Here is a 16,020-nt window from a genome sequence, read left to right as displayed (position 1 = left end):
ATGAGCACGCAGGTTCAGCAGCGATGAAGCAGAGTTTCGACCTCGACACCCGCACCGGCCTGCCGGCCGATCTGACCGAACTGCTGCGGAAATACCCGCGGGAGACATGGACCGATCATGCCAATCTCGGCGCGACGGCCCGGTTCTGGCTGCAGCGCCACGACATGTTCCGCGAACTCGGTGCGGCCATGCAGGAGGCGCTGTCGCAGCACCGCGAGGGCGAGGTGGCGCTCGACCCGTTCCGCCGCTGGTTCGCGCCGCGGCTGCAGTTCTTCCTGACCCAACTCGAGGAGCATCACCAGATCGAGGACCACCACTACTTTCCGGTCTTCGTGCGCGCCGAAACCGGCCTCGCGCCGGGCTTCGAGCTCCTGGAGAACGACCATGAGGTGATCCACGCGGACCTGATGGCGGTCGCCGAAACGGCGAACCGGTTTCTGGCCGAGGAGACGGGCGGCGGGGCGGTGCCGCCGGATGCAGCGCGCTATGCGGGCGACGCCTATGCCGAAGCGAGCGGCCGGCTGCTCGATCGCCTCGTGCGGCATCTCGCCGACGAGGAGGACCTGATCATTCCTCTGATCCTGGACCGCGGAGAGGCTGCGATCGGGATTTGATCCGGGCGAGCTTGGAGGGCAGCCGGCGCTGGTCGTCGTCCGGGCCGCGGCCGTTGCGCACCCGGCTGATGAGGGCCGGTCCCCATTGCCGCCAGGCGAACCACAGGGTCAGTGCGACGGCGATGACCGCCAGCGTGATGCCGAGACCGCGCTCCATAACTTCCAGCCGCGCGAAGACCGAGCCGATGGAATAGCCGAAGACATAGCCGACGCTGGTGAAGATGCCGGCCCAGAGCGCCGCGCCGATCAGATTGAGGATGGCGAAGCGGGCGATCGAGATGCGCGACAGGCCGAGTGCGATCAGCCCCGGCATGCGCAGGCCGTAGATATAGCGGTTCACGATGACGAAGAACGCCTGGTAGCGCTCGACGAGCTGCAGAGCCTTGGCGAATTTCTTGCGGCTGCGCCAACGCGCCACCCAACGGTGATTCGACGAATAGCGCGCAAAGAGGAACACGGCGAAGTCGCCGATGAAGGAGCCGACGAAGGCCAGCGCGATCATCATCTGGAACGGATAGGTGCCGCGATAGGCCAGAAACCCGCCGATGATCGCAAAAACCTCGCCTTCGAAGAACGTCCCGGCAAGGACGATGATCGGTCCGAATTCGGAAATGAGGCGCAGGATTTCGTACACGTGGGCTCCGAACATCGCGGCGAAAACGGCGTGCAGCCGCCGACCGTCCCGTCGCGTTCCAGTCTGGCGGCGCTTGTTGCAGAGTTTTGAGGCGCAAAAAAGTGGCTTCGTGCGTTCTCGCTATGCACGGTGTCGCACAGGTGCGGTCCGCAGCGTTCCGGAAACGGGCCGGAGCGCTCGCATGCCGGGTGGGCTCGCATGCGGCCAGCCGCCTTGCTAAGGGGCGGCAACGCCATCCCGCAAGGCGCGGCGCGGCGACAACCGGAACAGGCTGACGATGCCGCACGACGACAATCTCAACGGACGGCTGCGGCTCGCCATCGCCCAGATCGCGGCGATCCCGGGCGACATCGCGGGCAATCTCGCGAAGGCACGGGCGGCCCGCGACGAGGCGGCTCGCGCGGGGGCTCAACTCATCGTCTTTCCCGCAAGCTTCCTGGCCGGCTCTCCGCATCCCGCCATTCCGCTCGCCGCCGCCTTCGTGTCGGCCTGCATGGACGCGGTCGACCAATTGGCGGCCGACACCGGCGATGGCGGACCCGGCCTTGTGATCGGCAGCCCGCGCCGCAGCGATGACGGCGTGTACGATTCGGTCGCTGTCCTCGATGCCGGGCGCATCCTGACCTGGCGCGACCGGGTCGACCTGCCGCACGTCCGCAGCTTCGAGGCGCCGCCCGCCTACCGGGCAGGACCGATGCCCGGGCCCGTGGCGTTTCGCGGCCTCCGCCTCGGCATACCCATCGGCGACGATCTCTGGGGCGATCTCGACGTCTGCGAGACCCTGGCCGAATCCGGCGCCGAGATGCTGCTGGCGCCCAGCGCCGTGCCGTTTCGCCGCGACGGGATCGACCGGCGCCATCAGGCGGTGTTGCGGCAGGTGATCGAGACCGATCTGCCGCTGGTGTTCGTCAATGGCATCGGCGGGACGGGCGACGGCGTGATGGATGGCGGCGGCTTCGCCTTCCAGGCCGACCGGACGCTGGCGCTGCAAGGCCCGCAATTCGCGGCCGGACTCTTCCTGTCCGACTGGCAGCGGACCGAGGCGGGCTGGCGCTGCGAGACCCGGGAGGTGGTCGATCTGCCGGGGCCGGAGGAAGCCATCTGGTGCGCCTGCGTCAGCGCCATCCGCGCCCATGCCGAAGTGCAGGGCGCGGAAACGGTCGCGCTCGGACTGCATGGCGACGCCGACACGGCGATCGTCGCGGCCATGGCCGTGGATGCGATGGGGCCGTCGCGCGTGCAGGGCCTCTTGACGCCGGACCCGGACAGCGAAGCTGCCGATACGGACGCGGTGATGGCCGGCGCTGCCGCGCTGGGGATTGCGTGCCACGTCGCGCCGATGGGATCTGTTTTCACGGCATTGGATACCGGCGACCACGTGTCGGGCGTCGCCGCGTCGAGAGCGGCGCGCGCGCAGATGCGTGGGGCCTTGCTTGTCGCCCTGGCCGAGCGCACCGGCGCGGCTGTGCTCGGGGCGGCAAGCCGGACGGCTTTGCGCCTCGGCAACGGTGAGGCCGATGGCGTTTGGGCCGCCGGTCTGAACCCGATCGCCGATCTGTCCCGCAGTGATCTCGCCGACCTTGCACAGTGGCGCCGCGGCCATCGTCCTACCGATGGTTTTGGTGCGGACGCAATGCCGATCCCCGAATGGCCGGTCGCCAACCCGTCGGGAATGTCGACAGACGACACGGGTGCGCAGGACGCCGAGATGGTCGCGGAGCGGCTTGCTGCCTGCGGCGGCGATGTCGACGCGGTCGCAGCGGCGGGATTCGACCGGGCAACGGTACAAGCGATCGCCGCGAAGCTGATCCGGACTGCGCTGCTCCGGCCGCCGACCACGCCCGGTCTGCGACTGGACACAGGAGACACCCAACCGCGCACCCGCCGCATCTGACCGCCGCTTCGCCGGCCGACACGCAAGGAGACGACCCGATGGAGATACCACCGCCCGATACGCTCGCCACCGTCGGCGTTGCCGTCGGGGCGCTGTTCATGCTGCGGTATTTCCTCGTCATGCGCCGCATCTGGAAGGCGAAGGGGCACCGCGCGAGCTTCCAGTTCGGCGACTATTTCCAGGTCCTGCGGGCCGGTGCCTTCGGTGCCGAGCTCGAGCCCGAACGCCGCTATGCCGCGCGCCAGCTCGTGCTCGGTGGCGTCTTCCTGATCGCCGGCCTGCTACTGTTCGGCTGGTTGCTGGCGACGGGCATGCCCATTCGCGTCGCGGTCTGACCCTCGGAACCATGGCTGGCTGACGCTCTGCGATGTCGCGACACGGGCGCTCTGGCGCGCGCGGCCCCGCAAATGCTAAGGGAGACGGTCTTTTCCGCCGCGCCGCCTTCGGGCCCGCCCGGCGATGCCGCCTACGGCCCGGAGTTCCATGCAGTTTCTGACCTTCATCGGCACGAATGCGCGCTGGCTCGGCGGCGGCTTCCTCCTGTGCTTCTTCTCGTCCTTCGGCCAGACCTTCTTCGTCTCGCTGTCGAATGGCGATATCCGCCGCGACTACAATCTGACGAATGGCGAGTTCGGCATGATCTACATGCTGGCGACCCTCGCCAGCGCCGCGACGCTGCCGTTTCTCGGCTGGACCCTCGACCGCTATCCGGCCTGGCGGGTTGCGGCGGTCACCGTCGTCTGCCTCGCCATCGCAACGCTGGCCATGGCGGTGTCGAGCTCGGTGCCGCTGCTGATCCTTGCCATCTACCTGCTGCGCCTGTTCGGCCAGGGCATGATGACCGAGATCTCCATGACCACCACGGGGCGCTGGTTCGCCGCCAATCGCGGCCGGGCCATGGCGCTGGTCACCCTCGGCAATCACGCCGGCACCGGCTTCTTTCCGCTGATCTTCGTGCTCGCCGCCGGTGCCTTCGGCTGGCGCGGCACCTGGGTCGCGAGCGCCGCGATCCTGATCCTCGTCGCGCTCCCGACCATCGTCGCGCTGGTCCATCGCGAGCGCGATCCCCAGTCCGAGCCGCCCGGAACGCCGATCCCGAATGTTGCCGACTGGACCATGGCCGAGGTCCTGCGCAGCCCGCGCTTCTACCTCGTGTCGATGAGCGTTCTGGCGCCGCCCTTCATCGGCACCACCCTGTTCTTCCATCAGGTCTACCTGACCGAGCTGCGCGGCTGGTCGCTGGAGGTCTTCGCCGCGGGCTTCGCGGTGATGTCGGCGGTCACCGTCGTCTTCGCGCTGGTCTGCGGCTGGATGGTCGATCGCTACAGCGCGCTCCGGCTGCTGCCCTATTTCCTGATCCCGCTGGCGATCGCCTGTTTCATCGCGGCCAATTTCACCGCCGAGGCGGCGATCTTCGTCTTCATGATCTGCCTCGGCGTGTCGAACGGCTTCTCCTCGACGCTGCTCGGCGCCCTCTGGCCGGAGCTCTACGGCGTCAAGCATCTCGGTGCGATCCGCTCGCTGACCGTGGCTCTGATGGTGCTGGCCTCGGCTCTCGGGCCAGGCGTCACCGGCATCCTCATCGATCTGGGCGTGCCGTACCCGTTGCAGATCGATGCGATGGGCGTCTATTGCCTGGTGATGACCATCGCCATGGCGCTGCTTGCCGGCCGGCTGGCGCCGAAAGCGAATCTGGGCAACGCGCCCGCGCCGGGGGCAGGCCGCACCGTCGACCGCATCGACCCGCAGCCGCACGAGACCTGATTGGCCCGTCGCCACCTGTGCCGATTGCCACCCGGCGCGGCGTTCGCTAGGTCGAGGCCATGACCGTCACCGTCCGCTTCGCGCCGTCGCCCACCGGGCATCTGCATATCGGCAATCTGCGCACCGCGCTGTTCAACTGGCTGTTCGCGCAGCGGCAGGGCGGCCGCTTCGTGCTGCGCTTCGACGACACCGACAAGGAGCGCTCGCGCACCGAATTCGCCGACCAGATCGCCGTCGATCTCGCCTGGGTCGGCCTCGCGCCCGATCGCGTCATCCGCCAGTCCGAGCGCCTGGCGCTTTACGATGCCGCCGCCGAGCGGCTGAAGGCGGCGGGCCTGCTCTATCCCTGCTACGAGACGCCGGACGAACTCGACCGCAAGCGCAAGCGGCTGGCCGCCCGCAATTTGCCGCCGGTCTATGGCCGCGAGGCGTTGCGCCTGACCGACGACGAGCGGCAGGCCCTGGAAGCCGAGGGGCGCAGGCCGCATTGGCGGTTCCTGTTGCCGAACTTCGCCGACGATCCCTTGCGGCCGCAGCGCACCGAGATCCACTGGGACGACCTCGTGCGCGGTCCCCAGACCGTCGATCTCGCCTCGCTGTCGGACCCGGTACTGATACGCGGCGACGGCAGCTATCTCTACACCCTGCCGTCCATCGTCGATGACGGCGATGTCGGCGTGACCCATGTCATCCGGGGCGACGACCACGTCACCAATACCGGCGTCCAGATCGCCATCTTCGAGGCGCTGGGCCTGACGCCGCCGGTCTTCGGTCATCACAATCTGCTGACCACGGTGTCGGGCGAGGGGCTGTCGAAGCGCTCCGGCGCCCTGTCGCTGGTCTCGCTGCGCGAAGCCGGCCTCGAACCCATGGCCGTGGCGTCCCTCGCGGTGCTGGTCGGCCTGCCGGGCGCCATTGACGCCATGCCGGATCTCGCGGCGCTGGCGGAGCGGATGCAGTTCGAGGGCAGCTCGCAATCGGCGTCGAAATTCGATCCGTCCGAGCTCGACCGACTCAACGCCGATCTCGTCCATGCCATGCTCTACGCCGATGTCGCGGACCGGCTCGCGGCCATGGGCGTACCGTCGGAAGACGGCGAGGCGTTCTGGCTGACGGTGCGGGCCAACTGCGCGCGTGTTGCCGATGCGGCGGAATGGGTCGAGGTGGCCTTCGGCGATCCCGACCGGACGCCCGAGCTCTCCGACGAGGACCGGCAGTTCGTGACGGCGGCGCGCGACAGTCTGCCGGAGGGAGCGTTCGGCCCCGAGACCTGGCGCGAATGGACAGGCGCCCTGAAGCAGGCGACCGGGCGCAAGGGCAAGGCGCTGTTCATGCCGCTGCGCCTGGCGCTGACGGGCCGCGACCACGGGCCGGAACTCGCCGCCCTGCTGCCGCTCATTGGCCGGCAGCGCACGCTCGCCCGCCTGGGTTAGGTGAGCGCCCGGCGAGGATTCGCCGGGCGCGTCTGATCAGTCGCTGAGCTGCACCGCCTGGGCGGTGGCAATGGCGGCCATGTTGACCACGCCGCGCGAGGTCACCGACGGCGTCATCACATGGGCCGGCGACGACACGCCGAGCAGGATCGGCCCGACATGCAGGGCGCCGGTCATTTCCTTGACCACGTTCAGCGTGATGTTGGCGGCGTCGATATTCGGGAAGACCAGCAGGTTGGCTTCGCCCTTCAGCGTCGACTGCGGCATGGTGCGCTCGCGCATCGTCGTGTTCAGCGCCGAATCGCCATGCATTTCGCCGTCGACTTCCAGTTCCGGTGCCCGCGCCTTCAGCATCTTCACGGCGTCGCGCATCTTGCGGGTCGCGCTGGTGTCGTCGGAGCCGAAATTGGAATGCGAGACGAGGGCGACCTTCGGCTCGATGCCGAAGCGGCGCATCTCGGCCGCCGCCAGAAGCGTCATCTCCACCAGATCTTCCGCCGACGGATCGCGCTGGACATAGGTGTCGAGGAAGAACTTGGTGTCCTCCTGCGAAATCAGGAGACTCATGGCGGCAAATTTGTGCGCCTCGTCACGCACGCCGACGACCTGGCTGATGTCGCGGACATGGTGCGGGAAACGCCCCTCCAGCCCGCAGACCAGCGCGTCGGCCTCGCCGCGCGACACTGCGACGGCGCCGATCACCGTGGTGTTGGTGCGCACGATCGTGCGGGCGGTGTCCGGATTGACGCCCTTGCGGCCGACCTTCGAGAAATAATGGTCGACATAGTCGCGGTAGCGCGGATCGTCCTCGGGGTTGATGACCTCGAAATCCTCGTTCGGCCGGATGCGCAGGCCGTAGCGCTCGAGCCGGGCGGCGATGACGCCGGGACGGCCGATCAGGATCGGCGCGCAGATCTTCTCTTCCAGAAGCACCTGGGCGGCGCGCAGCACCCGCTCGTCCTCGCCGTCGGAGAAGATCACCCGCTTGCCGGAATCCGTCGCGATGCGGAAGATCGGCTTCATGATCAGGCCGGAGCGGAAGACGAAGCGGTTCAGCCGGTCGAGATAGGCCGGCATGTCCTCGATCGGGCGCGCCGCGACGCCGTCGGCCTCGGCGGCCCTGGCAACCGCCGGGGCGATTTTCAGGATCAGCCGCGGATCGAAGGGGGCGGGGATCAGATAATCCGGCCCGAAGACCGGCGTGTCCGAGCCATAGGCCTTGGCCGCGACCTCGGAAACCTCCTCGCGGGCCAGCGCCGCGATGGCGTCGACCGCTGCGGTCTTCATGCCCTCGGTGATGCCGGTGGCACCGCAGTCCAGCGCGCCGCGGAAGATGTAGGGGAAGCACAGGACGTTGTTGACCTGGTTCGGGAAGTCCGACCGCCCGGTGCAGATCATCGCGTCGGGCCGCACCTGCTTGGCGAGGTCCGGCATGATCTCCGGCTTCGGATTGGCCAGCGCCATGATCATCGGCTTGGCGGCCATCTTTTCCAGGAGCTCGGGCTTCAGGACACCGCCGGCCGACAGGCCCAAGAAGACGTCGGCCCCGTCGATGACCTCGGCGAGGGTCCGCTTGTCGGTCTTCTTCGCATAGACCGCCATCCAGCGGTCCATCCGCTTCTCGCGGCCTTCATAGACCACGCCCTCGATGTCGGTGCAGGTGATGTTCTCGCGCTTGGCGCCGAGCTCGACCAGGAGATTGAGGCAGGCGATCGCCGCCGCACCCGCGCCGGAGGTGACGATCTTGGCGTTCTCCAGCGACTTGCCGGCCAGCATCAAGCCGTTGCGGATCGCCGCCGCGACGATGATCGCGGTGCCGTGCTGGTCGTCGTGGAAGACCGGGATCGCCATGCGCTCGCGCAGCCGCGACTCGACCTCGAAACATTCCGGCGCCTTGATGTCCTCGAGGTTGATGCCGCCGAAGGTCGGCTCCATCGCCGCGACGACGTCGCAGATATGGTCGATCTCGTGGGCGTCGATCTCGATGTCGAAGACGTCGATGTCGGCGAATTTCTTGAACAGGACCGCCTTGCCTTCCATCACAGGCTTGGAGGCGAGGGGACCGATGTCGCCGAGACCGAGGACGGCGGTGCCGTTGGAGACCACGCCGACGAGATTGGCGCGGCTGGTATAGATCGCGGCCAGCGACGGATCGGCCTCGATGGCAAGGCACGGCGCGGCGACGCCCGGCGAATAGGCCAGCGCCAGATCGCGCTGGTTGCCCAGGGTCTTGGTCGCCTGGATCGCCAGTTTTCCGGGCTTGGGATAGCGGTGATAGAAGAGGGCCTGTTCGTCGAGATCGCCCATGTTCGGCCGATCCTTGGCGGTTTCCTGTTCGGACATTCCTGCTCCTCCATCCCGGCGTCGCAGCGCGATGATGGCGGCGGCGACGTGTCGCGCTTCTTCTAACGTATCGATCCCGGCAGGCAACCGGACCACGCCGCTCGTCCACCGCCGGAAGCGAGCTGCCGGAGCGTCACACGACTGCAATCAGAATCGTGCATTTCCCGAGCAACGCAAAGGCTTTAACCGGGGCAAGGCACGGGATGGCGACCATGCACAAGCTGACGACGGCGCGGCATTTCCGGACATTGTTCCTGTCCGACGTGCATCTGGGCTCCAAGGCGGCCCAGGCCGAGATGCTGGTCGACTTCCTGCGTCTGCACGATGCCGAGACGATCTATCTCGTCGGCGACATCATCGACGGCTGGCGGCTGAAACGCTCCTGGCACTGGCCGCAGGCCCATAACGACGTGGTGCAGAAGCTGCTGCGCAAGGCGCGCAAGGGCGCCCGTATCGTCTATGTGCCCGGCAATCACGACGAGTTCCTGCGCGATTTTCCCGGCCATCATTTCGGCGGTGTCGAGGTCAAGCGCACCGACATTCACACCACCGCCGACGGCCGCCGCTTCCTGGTGATGCATGGCGACGAATTCGATGTGGTGGTCCGCAACGCCCGGCTGCTCGCCTATCTCGGCGACTGGGCCTACGACATGGCGATCTCGATCAATGTCGTCTTCAACTATGTCCGCCGCCGGCTCGGCTTTCCCTATTGGTCGATCTCGCAATGGGCCAAGCTGAAGGTCAAGAACGCCGTCAATTTCATCGGCGCCTTCGAAACCGCGCTTGCCGACGAGGCGGCGCGCCACGGCTGCGACGGCGTCATCTGCGGCCATATCCACCATGCCCAGATGACCCGCCACGGCGCGGTCGAATATGTGAACACCGGCGACTGGGTCGAAAGCTGCACCGCCGTAGCCGAGCGCCATGACGGCTCCTTCGAGCTCATCCACTGGGCGCATCTGGTCGGCGAGCGCTCAGCGGCGCCCGAGACGGCCTCCGAGCGCGAGACGGCAGAACCAGACGCGGCGCGCGTCGAGGCGGCCTGACATGACCCGCATCCTGATCGCCACCGACGCCTGGGAGCCGCAGGTCAACGGCGTGGTGCGCACGCTGTCGAGCCTTGCCCAGCAGCTTCGCGGCCGGGGCAGGGACGTGCGCATCGTCGGCCCCACCGACTTTCGCACCGTCGCCTGTCCGACCTATCCGGAAATCCGGCTGGCGCTGGCGTCGGCCGACGCGCTCGGCCGCATCATCCGCGACTATCAGCCGGACGTCATCCACATCGCCACCGAAGGCCCGATCGGCTATGCGGCGCGCCGGGCGGCGCTGCGGGCCGGCCGTCCCTTCACCACCAGCTTCCACACGCGGTTTCCCGAATATCTCAGCAAGCGGGCGCCGATCCCGGAGAACCTGACCTATGCGCTGCTGCGGCGTTTCCATGCGCCGGCCACCGCCTGCCTGGTGCCGACCGAATCGATGCGCCAGACGCTGGCGGGGCTCGGCTTCGCCAATCTCGTGACCTGGACCCGCGGCGTCGACCGCAGCCTGTTCCGGCCGCAGCCGAAGGTCGATCTCGGACTGCCGGGACCGGTCTTCCTGACCGTCTCGCGGGTCGCGCCGGAAAAGAACATCGAGACCTTTCTCGATCTCGACCTGCCGGGCTCCAAGGTCGTCGTCGGCGACGGGCCGATGCTGCCCGAACTGCGCCGGCGCTATCCGGGCGTGCATTTTGCCGGCAGCCAGACCGGGGAGGCACTCAGCAGCTATTACGCCGCTGCCGACGTCTTCGTGTTTCCTTCGCTCACCGACACCTTCGGCATCGTGCTGATCGAGGCACTGGCCTGCGGCGTACCGGTGGCGGCCTATCCGGAGCCCGGACCGCTGGATGTCGTCGGCGACACGAAGGCCGGCTGCATCTCCTCAGATCTGCGCGAGGCGTGCCTTGCCGCGCTGACGCTGGAGCGGGCCGACGCGCTGGAGCGCTCGCTCGCCTATAGCTGGGAAGCCTGCGCCGACATCTTCCTGTCGGCGACCGAGGCCCTGCAGGTGCAGCCGGAACTGCAGCTCGCCGGCTGACCGCTTCGACGCAAGCGCCAAATGCGTTGCATCCTCGGCAGAGACAAATCGCCTAGCCCCAGAGCTTCGGGCTCGGCGGCGAGACGGTTGCATCCGTATAGACGAGGCCGCCGCTGCGGTCCTTGGCCAGGAGCAGGGGCCCGTCGAGATCGACGAACTCGGCCACCTGCGCGAGCAGCACCGCCGGCGCCATCGCCAGCGAGGTGCCGACCATGCAGCCGATCATCACGCCGAAGCCCATCTCGTGGGCGCGCTCAACCAGCCGCAGGCCTTCAGTCAGGCCGCCGGTCTTGTCGAGCTTGACGTTCACGAAGTCATAGCGCCCGACCAGCTTGTCGAGATCGTCCGCCGTGTGCACCGATTCATCGGCGCAGATCGGCACCGGATGCGGAATGTCGGCGAGGATGGCGTCGTTACCGGCAGGCAGCGGCTGCTCGACGAGGACGGCGTTGGCCGCGGCCGCCGCCAGCATGTGCTCGCGGATATTGTCGGCGCTCCAGCCTTCATTGGCGTCGAGGATCAGTTTCGAGTGCCGCGAGGCGGCATGAACGGCCCGGATGCGGCCGACATCGTTGTCCGTGCCGACCTTGACCTTCAACAGCGAGCGGTTGGCGACGCGGGCGGCGGCCCCCATGCTGTCGGCATCGCCGAGCCCGATCGTATAGGCCGTTTCCACCGGGCGCGGGGCGCTGCCGCAGATGATCGATGCGGCTCTGCGGCTGTTCGACTTGGCTTCCAGGTCCCACAGGGCGCAGTCGACCGCGTTGCGGGCGGCACCCGCCGGGAGCAGCTCGCCGATCCGTTCGCGCGACGCGCCGGCCTCGATCGCCGCGCGCACCTCCTCGATCTGTTCGCGGACACTGTCGATGCTCTCGCCATAGCGCGCATAGGGCACACATTCGCCGCGGCCCTCGCCGAACTCGTCGCCGATCTGGGTCGTCACGACCACCGCCTCGGTCTTGGCGCCGCGGGCGATCCGGAACTCCTGCGCCAGCGGGAAATGCTCGACTGTGACTGAAAGACGACGCGGCATGGTGAAAACATCCTCAACGGCCGCCGCTGCGGCGGTCATTCCATGACAAGACGTGACTGGACGCCTAAAGGTGGTGCCAGATAGGCCCCGGCTCTGCGTCGCCGCGAATCGGCACCGCGTCAAGCGTGGTGCCCGCCTGTGGCGCTGACATGGTTCTCGAGCAGGTTCTTCCAAGGGAGTGAAGTCGCATATCGATGCTTGATGGCTCCGTAGCCCCATCCTCCGGTCCGGCCGGAGGCCGCCGTTCCACGGTGGCGCCTGCTCTCGAAGGCGAGAAGCGTGACGGCGGGCTTGTGCTGCGGGCGTCGGGCGACTGGCTGGCGCGCACCGTCGGCTCGGTCGAGGACACCGTCGCCGAGGCCGGCGCGGCCGATCTCGGCCGGCAGGTCGTCGTCGATTGCGGCGACGTCGCGCGGATCGATACGGCCGGTGCACTGCTTCTGGAAAAGCTCGTCCGCGACCTCGAAGCGAATGGCCGCGACGTCCGGCTGGAGGCGGTCAGCGATCGCGACCAGCCGCTCTTCGACGTCGTGCGCAAGGCGCTCGACCGGGAACGGCCGCAGCCGGAAAAGCGGAAGACCAACCGCATCGTCGACCTCGTCGCGGCCACGGGCCGGGGATCGGTCGCGGTGAAGGACGAGATGGTCGTCGCCCTCAACATCATCGGCGGCGCGATGGTCGGCGGCGTGCAGCGCCTGACCGGCAAGACCCAGATCCGCCCCGCCGCGATCTTCGCGCAGGTCGAGCAGATGGGCCTGCGCGCGGTGCCGATCATCTTCCTGATGAGCTTCCTCATCGGCGCCATCATCGCCCAGCAGGGCGCCTTCCAGCTGCGCCGCTTCGGCGGCGAGCTCTACGCCGTCAATCTCGCCGCGATCCTCATCCTGCGCGAGATCGGCGTGCTCCTGACCGCGATCATGATCGCCGGCCGGTCCGGTAGCGCGATCACCGCCGAGATCGGCTCGATGAAGATGCGCGAGGAGATCGACGCGCTGCACGTCATCGGCCTGAACCCGATCGGCGTCCTGGTGTTTCCGCGCCTCGTGGCGCTGGTCATCGTGCTGCCGCTTCTGGCCTTCATCGCCAATCTGGCGGGCCTGCTCGGCGCGATGCTGACGCTGAACATGTATTCGGGGATCAGCTTCGCCAGCTTCGGCCAGGGCGTGCAGTACTCCGTCGACATGTTCACCGTGTTCTCCGGCGTCATCAAGGCGCCGTTCATGGCGGTGATGATCGGCCTGATCGCCTCGGCCGAGGGCATGAAGGTCGGCGGCAGCGCCGAAAGCCTCGGCCTGCGCGTCACCGCATCCGTCGTCAAATCCATTTTCCTCGTCATCCTGATGGATGGCCTGTTCGCGATTTTCTATGCATCCATCGGACTCTGATAGGCCTTCGCCCAACGGCCGCGCCACGCCGGACGATGACGACGTCATCATCCGCGCGACCGGCGTGACCGTGAGTTTCGGCGAGAAGACCATTCTCGACAATCTCGACCTCGACGTGCGGCGCGGCGAGATCCTCGGCTTCGTCGGGCCGTCGGGCGCCGGCAAGTCGGTCCTGCTGCGCACCATCCTGGGGCTGAATCCCAAGCAGGCCGGCACGATCGAGATTCTCGGCACCGACTACGAGCGGGCCGATGATGCCGAGCGGCTGGCCGTGGAGCGTCGTTGGGGCGTCCTGTTCCAGCACGGCGCGCTGTTCTCGTCGCTGACTGTGCTGGAGAACATCCAGGTCCCGATGCGCGAATATCTCGACCTGTCGCCCGGCCTGATGGAAGAGCTGGCGCGGCTGAAGATCGACCTCGTCGGCCTTGCGCCGGACGCCGCCGACAAGTTCCCGTCCGAATTGTCGGGCGGCATGATCAAGCGTGCGGCGCTGGCCCGCGCCCTGGCGCTCGACCCCGACATCGTCTTTCTCGACGAGCCGACCTCCGGTCTCGACCCGATCGGCGCCGCCGATTTCGACCAGCTGATCATGACCCTGCGCGATACGCTGGGCCTCACCGTCTACATGGTGACCCACGACCTCGACAGCCTGTTCCAGGCCTGCGACCGGATCGCGGTTCTCGGCGAACGCAAGGTGCTGGTCGAGGGGCCGCTGTCGATGATGCTGGAATTCGACCATCCCTGGGTGCATTCGTATTTCCGGGGCAAGCGCGCCCGCACGATCGTCCAGCCGACCCAAACCGCCAATGCCCCCGTGGGAGCCGCCTGATGGAAACCAAAGCCAATTACGTCCGGGTGGGGCTGTTCACGATGCTGGTCATCGCCCTGTCCTTCGGCTTCGTCTACTGGGCGATCTTCGCCACCAGCGGCAGCGAACGCGTGCGGCTTTTGGTGCGCATCGAGGGCTCGGTCACCGGCCTGCAGCAGGGCAGCCAGGTGCTGTTCAACGGCCTGCCGGTCGGCTCGGTGAAGGCGCTGCGGCTGGATTCCAACAATCCCGAAGTCGTCATCGCGACCACCGAGGTCGATCCCGACCTGCCGATCAAGGCATCGACACAGGCCAATATCGGCTTCCAGGGCCTCACCGGCGCCGCCTTCGTCGAGCTGAAGGGCGGCCAGGCCGACGAGGCCGACATCATCGGCGAAGCCGCCGAGCAGGGGACCGTGCCCGTCATCAAGGCCAATCCGTCCGACGTGACCGACATCCTGGCGACGGCGCGCGACATCGCCGACCGCGCCAACAGCATTCTCGGCCAGTTCGAGAGCCTCGTGGGCACCGTCGGGCCGTCGGTCGAGACGACCGTCGAGAACGTCGCCCAGACCTCGCGCAACATCGAGACCTTCACGGCGAGCCTTGCGGAGAACTCCGAAGACATCGACAATTTCCTCACCAGTCTCAGCCAGTTGTCGAGTTCGGCGAACACGGTGGCTGAAGAGCTGCCGGGCGCCATCCAGCAGGCCAAGAACATTCTCGACGCGGTCGACCCGACGTCGGTCAGCACAGTGGTCGACAATGTCGCCGCCGTCTCCGACACGCTGCGTGCCCAGTCGGACAATCTCGACAGCATCTTCGCCTCGGTGCAGACGGCGGCCGACAGCGTAGGCGAGGTCGGCAACGTGATCCGCCGCAACACCACCGGCATCGACAGCTTCGTCAGCAATCTCGGTCCGCTGGCCGAGAAGGCGACGGCGGTGGCGGACCGGCTCGACACGACGCTGCAATCGGCCAACACGGTCGTCGCGGCGATCGACCCGGCGCAGGTGTCGAAGACCATCGAGGGCATTTCCTCGGCGGCCGAGAACGTCTCGTCGCTGGCCGAGACCATCGGCGCCCAGAAGGAAGCGATCAATTCGGCGATTGCCGGCGCGTCCAACGCCGCGCAGAACGTCAACCGGATCACCACCACCATCGTCGAGCGCAGCGAAGACGTGGACAAGCTCCTGGCGAGCCTCGGCCCGATCACCGACAACATCACCCAGGCGAGCACAGGCTTCAACGAGGCGGTCGCCTCGGCGAACGCGCTCATCGGTTCGGTCGATTCCGCCACGGTCAACCAGGCCATCGGCGACGTCCAGCGCGTGACCGGCGCCGTCAGCGGCAAGACCGAGCAGATCCAGTCGATCATCGACGGCGTCGACCGCACGGTGCAGACCCTCGACACGACGCTGACCGGCTTCACCGAGACGCGGACGCAGTTCGACACGCTGCTCGCCTCGATCGATCCGGGCAAGGTCAACACGGCGGTCGAGAACGTCTCCGCCGCTACCGGCAACGTCGCCGCCGCAGCCGATTCCATCGCCAAGGTCGCCAATGATGTCGGCGCCCGGCGCGAGGACATCGACGCGATCATCACCAATGCCAAGACGACCAGCGAGCAGCTTTCGGCCGCGTCGGGCCGCATCGACAGCGTCGTGAACTCGGTCAACCGGGTGCTGGCGGGCGCCGGCGACGGCACGAGCCTGGGCGTCGATCTGGCCCGGGCACTGCGCTCGGTGCGCGGGGCGGCGGATTCGATCCAGACTCAGGTGACGCCGATCTCGGCCAATCTCCAGCGCTTCTCCGGCGAGGGCCTGCGCGAGGTGCGCGGGCTGATCAGCAACGTCAATCGCACGGTCGATCGCATCGACAGTGCCGTCGAGGACTTCACCACAAATCCGAGCCGGCTGATCTACGGCGGCGAGGATGTGAAGCAGTATGACGGCCGCACCCGCCGCTAGCGGCTGTGGGTAAACGAAAGCTTTCGTTGACAGGCCGGGTTGCGGATGCAAGCAACCGGGGCTGTC

The 16,020-nt window shown here is 67.5% G+C and carries 13 protein-coding genes; 10 read left to right on the top strand and 3 right to left on the bottom strand.

Annotation, left to right across the window (positions count from 1 at the left end; all coding sequences use genetic code 11):
* Nucleotides 1-23: 23 nt before the first annotated feature.
* Nucleotides 24-614 carry a hemerythrin domain-containing protein gene (locus tag ACEQX1_RS00785; protein WP_370194015.1) on the top strand — a complete coding sequence of 197 codons (591 nt, stop codon included), beginning with the start codon at nucleotides 24-26 and terminating at the stop codon, nucleotides 612-614.
* Here ACEQX1_RS00785 and ACEQX1_RS00780 read toward each other — a convergent pair.
* Entirely contained in the window at nucleotides 568-1,248 is a 681-nt protein-coding gene (locus ACEQX1_RS00780) for a DedA family protein (protein ID WP_009209888.1), read from the bottom strand. The two genes, ACEQX1_RS00785 and ACEQX1_RS00780, sit on opposite strands and share 47 nt — an antisense overlap.
* 277 nt (nucleotides 1,249-1,525) lie before the next feature.
* Here ACEQX1_RS00780 and ACEQX1_RS00775 point away from each other — a divergent pair, with 277 nt between their 5' ends.
* The 4 genes from ACEQX1_RS00775 (at nucleotide 1,526) to gltX (ending at nucleotide 6,339) form a co-directional block, all read left to right on the top strand.
* Nucleotides 1,526-3,142: a nitrilase-related carbon-nitrogen hydrolase gene (locus ACEQX1_RS00775; RefSeq protein ID WP_370194016.1), complete on the top strand. Its 1,617-nt coding sequence runs from the start codon at nucleotides 1,526-1,528 to the stop codon at nucleotides 3,140-3,142.
* Between the two features lie 38 nt (nucleotides 3,143-3,180).
* Nucleotides 3,181-3,477, top strand: coding sequence for a hypothetical protein (locus ACEQX1_RS00770; protein ID WP_370194018.1), 297 nt, complete (start codon nucleotides 3,181-3,183; stop codon nucleotides 3,475-3,477).
* Nucleotides 3,478-3,625: 148 nt separating this feature from the next.
* A complete protein-coding gene (locus ACEQX1_RS00765; protein ID WP_370194019.1) occupies nucleotides 3,626-4,906 on the top strand; it encodes an MFS transporter in 1,281 nt (426 codons plus the stop codon).
* Between the two features lie 59 nt (nucleotides 4,907-4,965).
* Complete coding sequence (gene gltX, locus ACEQX1_RS00760; RefSeq protein WP_370194020.1) at nucleotides 4,966-6,339, top strand: glutamate--tRNA ligase; 1,374 nt, start codon at nucleotides 4,966-4,968, stop codon at nucleotides 6,337-6,339.
* 36 nt (nucleotides 6,340-6,375) lie between these two features.
* Here gltX and ACEQX1_RS00755 read toward each other — a convergent pair whose 3' ends face one another.
* The gene (locus tag ACEQX1_RS00755; protein ID WP_370196414.1) at nucleotides 6,376-8,682 is read right to left on the bottom strand and encodes an NADP-dependent malic enzyme; all 2,307 of its coding nucleotides are present in this window, start codon (nucleotides 8,680-8,682) and stop codon (nucleotides 6,376-6,378) included.
* 203 nt (nucleotides 8,683-8,885) lie between these two features.
* Here ACEQX1_RS00755 and ACEQX1_RS00750 point away from each other — a divergent pair, with 203 nt between their 5' ends.
* Nucleotides 8,886-9,728, top strand: a complete 843-nt coding sequence (locus tag ACEQX1_RS00750; RefSeq protein ID WP_188077157.1) for a UDP-2,3-diacylglucosamine diphosphatase — start codon at nucleotides 8,886-8,888, stop codon at nucleotides 9,726-9,728.
* Nucleotide 9,729: 1 nt separating this feature from the next.
* Entirely contained in the window at nucleotides 9,730-10,758 is a 1,029-nt protein-coding gene (locus ACEQX1_RS00745) for a glycosyltransferase family 4 protein (RefSeq protein ID WP_370194023.1), read from the top strand.
* A 52-nt stretch (nucleotides 10,759-10,810) separates the two neighbouring features.
* Here the strand turns inward: ACEQX1_RS00745 and dgcA are convergent, their stop codons facing one another.
* A complete protein-coding gene (dgcA, locus tag ACEQX1_RS00740) occupies nucleotides 10,811-11,791 on the bottom strand; it encodes an N-acetyl-D-Glu racemase DgcA (protein ID WP_370194025.1) in 981 nt (326 codons plus the stop codon).
* Nucleotides 11,792-12,042: 251 nt separating this feature from the next.
* On the opposite strand from dgcA, the gene ACEQX1_RS00735 reads away from it, so the two are divergent.
* From ACEQX1_RS00735 to ACEQX1_RS00725, 3 genes are read left to right on the top strand one after another with little or no spacing between them, the layout of a single operon-like run.
* Nucleotides 12,043-13,176 carry an ABC transporter permease gene (locus tag ACEQX1_RS00735; protein ID WP_035695022.1) on the top strand — a complete coding sequence of 378 codons (1,134 nt, stop codon included), beginning with the start codon at nucleotides 12,043-12,045 and terminating at the stop codon, nucleotides 13,174-13,176.
* Nucleotides 13,157-14,005, top strand: coding sequence for an ABC transporter ATP-binding protein (locus ACEQX1_RS00730; RefSeq protein ID WP_024351081.1), 849 nt, complete (start codon nucleotides 13,157-13,159; stop codon nucleotides 14,003-14,005). The genes ACEQX1_RS00735 and ACEQX1_RS00730 overlap by 20 nt, the downstream gene beginning before the upstream one ends.
* On the top strand, nucleotides 14,005-15,954 hold the full coding sequence (locus ACEQX1_RS00725; protein WP_370196413.1) for an MlaD family protein: 1,950 nt from the start codon (nucleotides 14,005-14,007) through the stop codon (nucleotides 15,952-15,954). The genes ACEQX1_RS00730 and ACEQX1_RS00725 overlap by 1 nt, the downstream gene beginning before the upstream one ends.
* Nucleotides 15,955-16,020: the final 66 nt, after the last annotated feature.

The sequence above is a fragment of the Aurantimonas sp. genome (assembly GCF_964217435.1).
In the GTDB taxonomy this organism is placed as follows: Bacteria; Pseudomonadota; Alphaproteobacteria; order Rhizobiales; family Rhizobiaceae; genus Aurantimonas; species Aurantimonas coralicida.
The sequence above is the reverse complement of the archived record's forward strand: the minus strand, read 5'-3'. Positions and strand labels throughout refer to the sequence as shown.

Bases quoted from the DNA above. Each gene is read 5' to 3' on its own strand.
- ACEQX1_RS00785 (WP_370194015.1), top strand. From the start codon at position 24: ATGAAGCAGAGTTTCGACCTCGACACCCGCACCGGCCTGCCGGCCGAT.
- ACEQX1_RS00775 (WP_370194016.1), top strand. From the start codon at position 1,526: ATGCCGCACGACGACAATCTCAACGGACGGCTGCGGCTCGCCATCGCC.
- ACEQX1_RS00770 (WP_370194018.1), top strand. From the start codon at position 3,181: ATGGAGATACCACCGCCCGATACGCTCGCCACCGTCGGCGTTGCCGTC.
- ACEQX1_RS00765 (WP_370194019.1), top strand. From the start codon at position 3,626: ATGCAGTTTCTGACCTTCATCGGCACGAATGCGCGCTGGCTCGGCGGC.
- gltX (WP_370194020.1), top strand. From the start codon at position 4,966: ATGACCGTCACCGTCCGCTTCGCGCCGTCGCCCACCGGGCATCTGCAT.
- ACEQX1_RS00755 (WP_370196414.1), bottom strand. From the start codon at position 8,682: ATGTCCGAACAGGAAACCGCCAAGGATCGGCCGAACATGGGCGATCTC.
- ACEQX1_RS00750 (WP_188077157.1), top strand. From the start codon at position 8,886: ATGGCGACCATGCACAAGCTGACGACGGCGCGGCATTTCCGGACATTG.
- ACEQX1_RS00745 (WP_370194023.1), top strand. From the start codon at position 9,730: ATGACCCGCATCCTGATCGCCACCGACGCCTGGGAGCCGCAGGTCAAC.
- dgcA (WP_370194025.1), bottom strand. From the start codon at position 11,791: ATGCCGCGTCGTCTTTCAGTCACAGTCGAGCATTTCCCGCTGGCGCAG.
- ACEQX1_RS00730 (WP_024351081.1), top strand. From the start codon at position 13,157: ATGCATCCATCGGACTCTGATAGGCCTTCGCCCAACGGCCGCGCCACG.
- ACEQX1_RS00725 (WP_370196413.1), top strand. From the start codon at position 14,005: ATGGAAACCAAAGCCAATTACGTCCGGGTGGGGCTGTTCACGATGCTG.